The 9,730-nt window shown below is 57.5% G+C and carries 10 protein-coding genes and 1 pseudogene; 1 reads left to right on the top strand and 10 read right to left on the bottom strand.

All coding sequences use genetic code 11. The annotated features are described in order from the left end of the window. Both rimO and phaR read right to left on the bottom strand, forming a co-directional pair. Positions 1-203: pseudogene (rimO, locus tag ACE3OH_RS14410) on the bottom strand (30S ribosomal protein S12 methylthiotransferase RimO); the annotation flags it as partial. 85 nt (positions 204-288) lie between these two features. Continuing rightward, a complete protein-coding gene (gene phaR, locus ACE3OH_RS14405) occupies positions 289-840 on the bottom strand; it encodes a polyhydroxyalkanoate synthesis repressor PhaR (protein ID WP_374354185.1) in 552 nt (183 codons plus the stop codon). Between the two features lie 162 nt (positions 841-1,002). On the opposite strand from phaR, the gene ACE3OH_RS14400 reads away from it, so the two are divergent. Next, positions 1,003-1,539 carry a phasin family protein gene (locus tag ACE3OH_RS14400; protein ID WP_374354182.1) on the top strand — a complete coding sequence of 179 codons (537 nt, stop codon included), beginning with the start codon at positions 1,003-1,005 and terminating at the stop codon, positions 1,537-1,539. Between the two features lie 133 nt (positions 1,540-1,672). On the opposite strand, the gene ACE3OH_RS14395 is transcribed toward ACE3OH_RS14400, so the two are convergent. The 8 genes from ACE3OH_RS14395 to ACE3OH_RS14360 form a co-directional block, all read right to left on the bottom strand. Then, positions 1,673-3,355: an ABC transporter ATP-binding protein gene (locus tag ACE3OH_RS14395; RefSeq protein ID WP_374354179.1), complete on the bottom strand. Its 1,683-nt coding sequence runs from the start codon at positions 3,353-3,355 to the stop codon at positions 1,673-1,675. A 10-nt stretch (positions 3,356-3,365) separates the two neighbouring features. Further along, positions 3,366-4,394 carry an ABC transporter permease gene (locus ACE3OH_RS14390; protein ID WP_374354176.1) on the bottom strand — a complete coding sequence of 343 codons (1,029 nt, stop codon included), beginning with the start codon at positions 4,392-4,394 and terminating at the stop codon, positions 3,366-3,368. A gap of 9 nt (positions 4,395-4,403) precedes the next feature. Further along, positions 4,404-5,345 (bottom strand): ABC transporter permease, encoded by a 942-nt coding sequence (locus ACE3OH_RS14385; protein ID WP_374354173.1) that lies wholly within the window; start codon positions 5,343-5,345, stop codon positions 4,404-4,406. An 85-nt stretch (positions 5,346-5,430) separates the two neighbouring features. After that, the gene (locus ACE3OH_RS14380) at positions 5,431-7,026 is read right to left on the bottom strand and encodes an ABC transporter substrate-binding protein (RefSeq protein WP_374354170.1); all 1,596 of its coding nucleotides are present in this window, start codon (positions 7,024-7,026) and stop codon (positions 5,431-5,433) included. Positions 7,027-7,364: 338 nt separating this feature from the next. Next, a complete protein-coding gene (locus ACE3OH_RS14375; protein WP_374354168.1) occupies positions 7,365-8,606 on the bottom strand; it encodes a hypothetical protein in 1,242 nt (413 codons plus the stop codon). Between the two features lie 18 nt (positions 8,607-8,624). After that, entirely contained in the window at positions 8,625-9,104 is a 480-nt protein-coding gene (locus tag ACE3OH_RS14370) for an ExbD/TolR family protein (protein ID WP_374354165.1), read from the bottom strand. Between the two features lie 28 nt (positions 9,105-9,132). Beyond that, positions 9,133-9,561 (bottom strand): ExbD/TolR family protein, encoded by a 429-nt coding sequence (locus ACE3OH_RS14365; protein ID WP_374354162.1) that lies wholly within the window; start codon positions 9,559-9,561, stop codon positions 9,133-9,135. Between the two features lie 3 nt (positions 9,562-9,564). Continuing rightward, positions 9,565-9,720 (bottom strand): hypothetical protein, encoded by a 156-nt coding sequence (locus ACE3OH_RS14360; protein ID WP_374354188.1) that lies wholly within the window; start codon positions 9,718-9,720, stop codon positions 9,565-9,567. Positions 9,721-9,730: the final 10 nt, after the last annotated feature.

Below are 9,730 nucleotides of genomic sequence, written 5' to 3'. Positions count from 1 at the left end.
AGCGCTTCGCCGATGGCATCGAGCGACTCTGCCACTGCGCTATCGATAAAGCCGCAGGTATTGACCACCACCAGATCGGCGCCCTCATAGCTCGGAGAAATCTCATAACCCTCGGCACGGAGCTGGGTGAGGATCTGCTCGGAGTCTGTTAGTGCCTTTGGGCAACCCAGGCTGACAAAGCCAACACGCGGTGTAGTCATCATTCGTTCTCTGTAAATGCAATGCGGGCATGCCGACCGGCATGCCCGCCAAACTGGGTAGCGATTTTAATTCAGGCCGCCAGCTGCGTCACTTCTTGTCCGTGCCACTGGGCGGAAAGCCGAAGCCGGTCCACATATTCTTGGCTTTGTCCTGCAGCTGCTGCTGCATATCGACAAACATATTGGTGCTTTGCTCCAGATAGCTGGTCATCATGTTCTGCATGGCCGGTGCCTGGAATTTCATGAACTCGCCCCACAGATTGGAATTGGCCGCCAGCGGATTCTCGCCCACCGTCTTCGCCTGCTCCTGCAGGCGCTGCTGCATCTGGGTAAACAACTGCATGTTCTTTTCCAGATAATTGCCCATCAGGCCCTGCATGGCATGGCCGTAAAAGCGGATGATCTGGGTCAGCACGTCATAGCTGAACATCGGCGCGCCACCGCTCTCCTCTTCCAGAATGATCTGCAGCAGCACGCTGCGGGTAATGTCTTCATGGGTCTTGGCGTCTTCGACGACGATCTCGACGTTATCCAGCACCAATTGCTTCACGTCATCGAGCGTGATGTAGCAGCTGGTAGCCGTATCGTACAGACGACGATTCGGATATTTTTTGATGATGCGTTTTTCGTTATCGGCCATACATGTCCCCAGGTGTTTCTTTTGATTTCACGCCTTGCTCCAGAACGCCCGGTATCGCGTTGACACGGTAAAACCCGGTTTCTAGAATCAATTCTTGTGCGAAGCAACATAACTATACCCGAAGCATCATTCAGCAGCACTTACCCAGCGAGGATACAAACCATGGCAGTACAGGCAAACAGCGAATTGAACCAGCAGCAGCTGGAGGCGGCATTGCGTATGGCACGCATCACGCTAGACGGTGCCGAGCGATTGCTGCACCTGCAAATCGACACGGTCAAGCAGGCAGTCGAAGATGCTGCCCGCAATGCCGCGCGGCTGGCCGAGGTAAAGGATGTGCAGTCGGCCATGGCAGTACGGGCCGAGCTGACCAGCCAGGCTGCAGGCAATATTCTCGATTTGTCGCGCAATATCTATGAACTGGCTGCCCAAACCCAGGCGGAACTGGTACGGCAAGCAGAAAGCCAGTTTGGCGAGAGCCACAAGGTATTGATGAGCGGTTTGGGGCAATTTGCACCGGTGCCGCTTGCCGGCGGCGATCTGCTCGGCAATGCGCTTAAGTCCAGCGCGGCCGCCACCCAGGCCGCCTATGACAGCATGACCAAGGCAGCGCGCCAGGTAGCCGAATTTGCCGACGCCAGCATCAAGGCAGCCAGTACCGCGACGGCGGCGGCAGCCAAGGGCGGCAGCCGCAAGTAGGCAGCCGGCAGGCGTGCCTGGGAGGACAGCGCTGCTGCGCCTTTGCCGGCCAGGTGAATTCGTTCTGCGCCGATCCCACCCGACAAAAAAGCCGCTATGAATAGCGGCTTTTTCGCTTGCACCCGCGGCCGACCTAGCCGTGGCCGGGGATCGCCGCCAGCAGCTTTCGGGTATAGGCATGCTGCGGATTGCGATACAGCTCGTCGGCATTGCCATGCTCGACCATTTCGCCGTGGTTCATCACCAGCACTTCATCGGAGATGTACTTGACCACATTCAGATCGTGCGAAATGAACAGATAGCTCATGCCGTATTCGTCCTGCAGCTCCTGCAGCAGATTGAGCACCTGGGCCTGTACCGATACATCGAGTGCCGATACCGACTCGTCGCACACCAGAATCTCCGGCTTCATGCTCAGGCAACGGGCAATACTCACCCGCTGGCGCTGGCCGCCGGAAAACTCATGCGGATACTTGCGGAAGGCCGCATCCGTCAGCCCTACCCGCTTGAGCAGCTGCATGGCATGGTCGATGCGGTCGCTATCGCTATCGTGAATGCCGTGGATACGCATCGGCTCCAGCAGGATATCGCCCACGGTAAAGCGCGGATTCAGGCTGGCATAGGGGTTCTGGAACACGATCTGCAGGCGGCGCTTATAGGGCTGGAACTGCGCCGGGCTCAGCGACATCAGCTCTTTGCCATCAAAGTGCACCGTGCCGCCCTCGCAGGAATTGAGCCGCAGGATGGTCTTGCCCAAGGTGGTCTTGCCGGAACCGGATTCGCCGACGATGCCCAGCGTCTTGCCGCGCGCCAGCTTGAACGACACATCCTTGACCGCCGCCACATCCTTGTGACTGAACAGACCGGTGCGCACCCGGAAGTTCTTTTTCAAACCCTTCACTTCCAGAATGATCGGGTCGCTGGCCGCCACGCCGCGCGCGCGCTCGCCCTGCGGCAGCAAGTGCTCACGCCCTTGCAGGAAGTCCTCCACCACCGGCAATTGCAAGGGCCGCCTGTCGATGCTGGGGCGGCAGGCCAGCAGTGCACGGGTATACGGGTCTTTGGGGGCACTGAACACCTGTGCTGCCGGGCCCTGCTCCTTGATCACCCCTTGCTGCATCACCACCACATGGTCGGCCACTTCACGCACCAGCTCCAGATCATGGGTAATGAACAGCACGCTCATGCCATGGCTGTTCTTCAGCTTGATCAGCAATTCGACAATCTGCTTCTGGATGGTGACGTCGAGCGCGGTAGTCGGCTCATCGGCGATCAGCAACTTGGGCTCGCAGGCGATCGCCATTGCGATCATGATGCGCTGCTGCTGGCCGCCCGACATCTCGTGCGGATAGCTGTCGATGCGGGTTTCCGGATCGGGAATGCCCACTTCGCGCAGCAATTCCAGCGCGCGGGCGCGGGCCTGTGCCTTGCTCAGCGGCTTGTGCAGGCGCAGTACTTCACCGATCTGCTCGCCCACCCGGTACACCGGGTTCAGCGAGGTCATCGGATCCTGGAAGATCATGGAAATCTGCTGGCCGCAGCGCGCGCGGCGCTCGCCTTCCGATTCCTTGAGCAGATCGCGGCCTTCAAATAACAGTTGGCTAGCCGGATCGATGATCGTATTGGCGCGCGGCAGCAGGTCCATCAAGGCCATCGCCGATACCGACTTGCCGGAACCGGATTCGCCGACCAGCGCCACCACGCTATTGGCCGGAATCACATAGTTCACGCCCTTGAGCGCTTCAAAGGTCTCCTGTTTGCCCATACGGAAGGAGACGCGCAGGTTTTTGACTTCAAGCAGATTGGTTTGCGTCATGAATGCATCCTCAGCGCCGGCTGGCCTTGGGGTCGAGCGCGTCGCGCAGAAGATCGGTAAACAGGCCGAATGCCACCACAAAGGTGGACATCACGATGGCCACCGTGGCCAGCTGCCACCATTTGCCGAGCACCAGCTCCACCGTCACCTCGTTGATCATCACCCCCCAGGAAATCGAGTTGGTGGGCACACCAAAGCCAAGGAAGGACAACACCACTTCCGCCTTGATAAAGTCGATCACCAGTTGCGACAGCTGCACCAGGGTGAGATGGCTGACATTCGGGAGAATATGGCCGAACATCATGCGGCGATGGCTGGCGCCGATGGCGTTGGCCGCCTGCACATACTCACGACCACGCTGCTTGATGTACTCGGCACGCACCAGACGGTAGACATGGGTCCAGCCAGTGAGGCCCAGCACCACGATCACCGTGGTCACCCCCTTGGTCGGCACCGCGGCGGCAATGGCCAGAACCAGCAGGATGTAAGGCACCGAGGTGAAGATGCTGTAGAACCACTCCAGCACATCGCCAATGGCGCGGCCGAAATAGCCGCCGATGGCGCCGAGAATGGTACCGAGGGTCACCGCCAGCAAAGCCGCCAGCACGCCCACCGTCATCGATACTTCGCCACCCTTGATCACCTTGAGCAGCACGCTGCGGCCCCATTTGTCGCCACCCAGCGGCAGGCTCCACGCCAATTCATGGGCCTGGGTTTCATACTGCTTGGCGCCGGCCACGATCTTGTCGTAGTACGGTGCCAGCGGGTCGACTTCGCGGGTCTCGGCATCGATGGTCTCGACCCGGCCCTTCATCAGGCTGTTCTGCCCCTGGATGTTCTCCGCATTGGCCATGAAGCTCGGATTGGCATAGGACACGCCGACTTCCTGTGACCAACCCGATGCCACCAGGCCCAGCTTGGAGGCGATGGCCATACCGGCAAAAAACACCAGGATGGCTACGCAGACTTTGGAAAGATGGCTCTGCCACAGGCGCTTGCCGGCGGCGGCCCAGAAACCGTTTGATTGGGATTGCGCCATGCTTCCCTCCTATTTCAATTCGACGCGTGGGTCGAGGCGCTTGTACAGCAGGTCGACCAGCAGATTGGCCAGCATGGTCAGCATGGCTGTGTAGACCGTGATCGCCTTGATCACCGGGAAGTCGTTATTCGCTACCGCAGCAACGATTTCGCTACCCAGGCCAGGAATCGAAAACACCTTCTCGATCAGGAAGGACCCGACCAGCAGGCCCGGCAGCTGCATGCCGACATTGGTGACAATCGGCACCATGGCATTGCGCAGCACATGCACCAGCATCACCCGGTTTTCGCCGGCGCCCTTGGCGCGCGCGGTGCGCACGTAATCCTGATTGGTTTCTTCGACGATGAACGAGCGATACAGGCGCAGGCTCGGGGCAATCGACACCAGCATGATCAGCAGCACCGGCAAAGGAGCAAAGCGGGTGAGATTGGTCCACAAATCGCCCGGCGCCCAGCCACTGACCGGGAACCAGCCCAGCACGCGGCCGAATACATACTGGCCGATCACAACATACAGCAGCAGGCTGATCGACATGGCGGCGGTACAGATCGCCACCACGGTGCGATCGGTGAGCGAGCCACGGCGGTACGACACCCACATGGCCAGCGACACGGCAATGATGGCGTCGAAAATCCACACCTGCAGCATGATGGTGAGGGTGACCGGTGCCCGGTGCGCCAGCAAGGTAGTCACTACCTCATTGGTACTCCAGCTGCGGCCATAGTCGAAGGTCACCACCTGCTTGAGGAAGATGCACAACTGCACCCACCAGGGATCAGCCAGGCCCAGTTGCTGGCGGATCGCCTCGACCTTTTCCTTGTTGGGAAATTTGCCGGCGAGAATGGCGCTGGGGTCGGCACCGAACAGATGGAAAATACAGAACACCAGCAGAATCACCCCGAGCAAGGTGGGGATCATCTGCCAGATACGACGAAACAGATAGGCGCTCATGCATGGCTCCCGGTGCTGGATGGCGGCATGGCCAGGCAATCAGCGGCTACACATATCGATAAAAACAGTGGCATTGCTCGGCTCCCTAATTTGCGCGCTTGCCGAGAATCGACTCGCGTTTCTTCGTGTCGATATCGGTGTAGAGAAAATACGGAAAACCGGTCGGGAACGGCTTGTAACCCTGTACCCACGGTTGCGACACATGGCTATACAGCGTGTGGAATTCATAGGCCCACGGCACATAGGCCGACACAATGCGGCTCATGCGGCGCAACTTTGCATTGCGCTCAGGAGAATCCGGCATGGTTGCGATCTGCCGGTACAGCTGATCGAATTCCTTGTGCTCGAAACGGGTATTATTGACCGCACCCTTGTTCGGACCATATAGCAGCTGCATAAAGTTTTCCGCATCGGGGTAGTCGGCATTCCACACAAATACCGCCATCTGGAATTTGCCGGTATCGCGTGCGCTCAACAGATCCGGAAACTGCACTTTCTTGATCTCGCACTTGATGCCCAATAGCGCCCAGCTTTTTTGCACCATGGCCTCGTCATCACGATCATCCTTGCCGATCGAGGTCAGATAGGTAATGGTGAGCGGTTTGCAACCGGGCAACTCGCGCAAGCCATCGCCATCGCAATCCTTATAGCCAAACAGGTCAAGCAGTGAGTTGCCCTTGGCCGGACTGAATTCATGCAAGGCATTTTTGAAATTCGGGTCGAACCCAGTAATCGATGGTGCCAGTGGTGAATTAGCCTCCGTGGCTTGGCCATTCTTGACCAGCCAGATCATCTTATTGGTATTGAATGCCAGGGCGAAAGCACGGCGCAATGCGACCTTTTCCGGCGTGTATCCACCCACTACCGGGTCTTCCATATTGAATTGCTTCACCTGGATGGCCGATGGCGCAATACGTTCATATTGCCAGCCGCGATCCAGATACTTCTGGGCCACCTTGCCACCCGGCGCCACCACACTGACATAGCTGGCATCAAACTCAGCCATCACATCGAGGCCACCATCATCGAATGCCAGCCAGGCCGACTGCGGGGTCTCAATGATGCGAATATCGATATTACCGACTTGTGGAAACACCTTCCCTTGCAATTGCTTATGGACAACCGGATCAATACCGGTGGCGCCGGCAACCGGCTCATAGCGCTCGCCACGGAAATTCGGGTTAGCTTCCAGCAAAATACGATTGCGGCGCTGCCACAGCTTCAATTTATACGGGCCGGTGCCAACCGGATGGGCATCCAGTTCATCACCATATTTCTCCACCACTTCACGCGCCACCGCCACATTGGCCGGTACCGCCATGATATAGGGCATATTGTAATCGGGCGCCTTCAATTTGATCTGAAAGGTATAGCGATCAAGCGCCACCAGGCCTTCTACCGGGCTATCATAATCAAACTTGCCATTTTTGGCCGCAGCGATCTTTTCATCAAGACCGAGCACCTTGCCTTTATACAGAAAGTCCCACGGCGCGCCACGATGCGCCGGATCGACCATGCGCTGGATCGAGTAGATATAATCCTGGGCGGTCAGCTCACGCTTTTTACCACCGAAGGCAGGATCATCTGCAAAATAGATCCCCTGCTTGATTTTGAAGGTATACACCTTGCCATCATCCGAAACCTTGGGCATTTCTGCTGCGGTTTTCAGGCGCAGCTTCATCGGCCGAGCCAGATAGTCGTAATCGTATAGCGACTCGAATATATTATGAATAATAATGCCAGAATAATGATCTGTATATTTAGCCGGATCGAACCCGGCTTCCGCTGCGCGAAAATAATAACGCAGCGTCTTGTTCATATCTGCCGTATGGGCTTGTGCCGGCATAACCAAGCCGACCACAGCACACAATAGCCCAATGCCTTTAAGAAGCTTCATGATACTTGCTCTCAATTAGTCAAGCGAAGACAGATGTCAATCAGCCCTTGCTAATATCGCAAATTGACGAAAAACAAGCGCGCCCGAAACGGACGCGCTTGCAAGCATTGCATTTCACGCACTCAGCGTGCGTACATCATCCACAGTCGCGCCACTTCGGCGGTACCATCGCTGCCCTGTACCGTCTTCAGCTGGGCAATACCCTTGGCTTTCTGGCCTGCCACTACATAGGCAATACCGGCGCGCAACTTGGCATCGTCAGGGCGCTTGAAATTGCCCTTCTTCAAGCCAGTCTCGACCAAGGTCAAACCCTTGTCGTTCTTGCCATGCTGCACCAGATTCAGGCCGAAATTGATTTGCTGGGTGCCATCGGCCGATGCATTGGCATCGGTTTCAGCCTGAGCCAAAGCCTTGGCGTCCTCGGCGATGCGTTTGCCAACCAGGTCGCGCAGGCGATTCTGGCGAGCTACATCACCACCAGCACCCAGCGCACCAGCAGCAAAACCCTTGTCGACGATGGCCTTGGCTTCGGCATTGAAGCCCTCTTGCAAGGCCAGCTGGCTCATTTCCATATAGTCGTCGGTACCGCGCATATTGTCGGTAGCGAGACGGATCCGATACAGGTCCAGCGCCAGGCGCTGAGCAAAGCCTTGCTTGCGCTCGGTGCGGCTGATCAGGTCCTTCCAGTAGTCCTTCTTCGGGTGATACTTGACCAGACGCTCCAGCGTGGCCAGGTAGCCCTTGTCATCCTTGAGCTGCAAGTAGCAATTGGCCAGCAGCTGCAGCTTGTCTTCGCTCGGGGTACGTCCAGCTTTTTCATCCGCCTGCACCTGCGCCAAGGCATCCTTGGCCGAAGTGGCGAAGTCGCCGCTCATATAGCGCAACTGCGAAACCAGGCCGGTAATCTTCGGATCAGTACCGCCTTCCTTGGCGTAGCGATTGGCCCAGGTGGTGGTGTTGGCATAATCCTTGGCGCGGTAGAAGGTACCCACCAGATTGGAGATCACCGACAGCTTCTCGTTCTGCGACAAACGCCCCGAGGCCAGCACCGCTTCGGACGAACGCACCACTTGCTGGGTGTCTCCGGCGCCGGATGCCGCGCTCATGCGCAGACGCTCGACCATATAGGTCTCATGTGCATTCTTGCCGCCTACCGCGTCGGCTTCGTGGATCTTGGCCAGCGCTTCGCGGTATTTCTGCTTTTTCAGCAAATCGCCGGCAGCCTGCAAGGGCTTGCCGATTTCCGGGCGCAGCGCTTCATCGGCATGCGCCACACCAGGCGCGCCATTGAGCGCAGTCACCATGGGAAGACCCATCAAAGCACAGAACAGCAGGCCAGCATACAAAGAACGGTTGCGCGTCATTGTTTTCAAATCCAGAAACTAAGGGAGCATAGGAAGACGGCATCGCAAAGCGATGCCGTCCCGGAACAACAACAAGAACAGCTCGCCGCCGATCAGACCGATCTTCATCACGCCAAGGCGCTGAGCCGAGGCCATGACTGCGGCAACACTCTTGTACGGCACCAGCTTGTTGGGCCGCAGCAAGACATTGGGCTGCTCTGGCTTGGCTGCGTATTCACGCAACTTTGCTTCGAGCGCTGCATGGTTGGGAACCACGGCACCATCGAGCAATACCGTACCGTCAAAGTCGATATCGATCTGGTGCTTTTCCGGCTCCACCGTCGGAGGAGGTGGATTGCCTGCCGGAAAGTCCAGCTTCACTGCATGCAACTGAATCGGGATGGTGACGATCAGCATGATCAGCAACACCAACATCACGTCGATCAACGGCGTGGTGTTCATGTCCACCATGACTTCCGGTTCACCAGACCCGTTACCTGAGCCTACATTCATGCCCATGGCTTATTCCTTTAAAAAGGTTGCCCGATCAACCACGCGGCGGCGGCTCGGTGATGAAACCCACCTTGACGATGCCAGCACGGTTACAGGCGGTTACCACCTTACCAACAAACTCGTATCGCGCGCCCTGATCACCACGGATATGGATTTCCGGCTGCGGATTCTTGACAGCAACGGCCTTCAGCTTGTCGACCAAGGTATTGCTGTCCGGCACGATTTTCTCGTTCCAGAACACATCACCATCCTTGGTAACCGAGATATTGATGTTTTCGGGCTTCGTTTCGTTGGCCTGATTGGTTTCTTTCGGCAACGCGACCGGCACTGTGTGCGTGACGACAGGGATGGTGATCAGAAAGATGATCAGCAGAACCAGCATCACGTCCACGAGTGGGGTAGTGTTAATAGCAGACACTACCTCATCATCGTCGCCGGAATCACTCCCGACGTTCATTCCCATGGCTTAGCCCTTCTTGGCCGACTGACCGCCGCTCATCAGCACGCTGTGCAGATCGGCACCAAAGGCGCGAACTGCTTCCATGCCCGACTTGTTACGACGCACCAGCCAGTTGTAGCCCAGCACGGCAGGCACAGCTACAGCCAGACCGATAGCGGTCATGATCAGCGCT

Origin of the sequence: Chitinimonas sp. (assembly GCF_041904975.1) — a bacterium.
Lineage (GTDB): Bacteria > Pseudomonadota > Gammaproteobacteria > Burkholderiales > Chitinimonadaceae > Chitinimonas.
Note: the sequence above shows the minus strand (reverse complement) of the source record. Positions and strands in the feature narration are given on the sequence as shown.

Bases quoted from the DNA above. Each gene is read 5' to 3' on its own strand.
- phaR (WP_374354185.1), bottom strand. From the start codon at position 840: ATGGCCGATAACGAAAAACGCATCATCAAAAAATATCCGAATCGTCGT.
- ACE3OH_RS14400 (WP_374354182.1), top strand. From the start codon at position 1,003: ATGGCAGTACAGGCAAACAGCGAATTGAACCAGCAGCAGCTGGAGGCG.
- ACE3OH_RS14395 (WP_374354179.1), bottom strand. From the start codon at position 3,355: ATGACGCAAACCAATCTGCTTGAAGTCAAAAACCTGCGCGTCTCCTTC.
- ACE3OH_RS14390 (WP_374354176.1), bottom strand. From the start codon at position 4,394: ATGGCGCAATCCCAATCAAACGGTTTCTGGGCCGCCGCCGGCAAGCGC.
- ACE3OH_RS14385 (WP_374354173.1), bottom strand. From the start codon at position 5,345: ATGAGCGCCTATCTGTTTCGTCGTATCTGGCAGATGATCCCCACCTTG.
- ACE3OH_RS14380 (WP_374354170.1), bottom strand. From the start codon at position 7,026: ATGAAGCTGCGCCTGAAAACCGCAGCAGAAATGCCCAAGGTTTCGGAT.
- ACE3OH_RS14375 (WP_374354168.1), bottom strand. From the start codon at position 8,606: ATGACGCGCAACCGTTCTTTGTATGCTGGCCTGCTGTTCTGTGCTTTG.
- ACE3OH_RS14370 (WP_374354165.1), bottom strand. From the start codon at position 9,104: ATGGGCATGAATGTAGGCTCAGGTAACGGGTCTGGTGAACCGGAAGTC.
- ACE3OH_RS14365 (WP_374354162.1), bottom strand. From the start codon at position 9,561: ATGGGAATGAACGTCGGGAGTGATTCCGGCGACGATGATGAGGTAGTG.
- ACE3OH_RS14360 (WP_374354188.1), bottom strand. From the start codon at position 9,720: ATGACCGCTATCGGTCTGGCTGTAGCTGTGCCTGCCGTGCTGGGCTAC.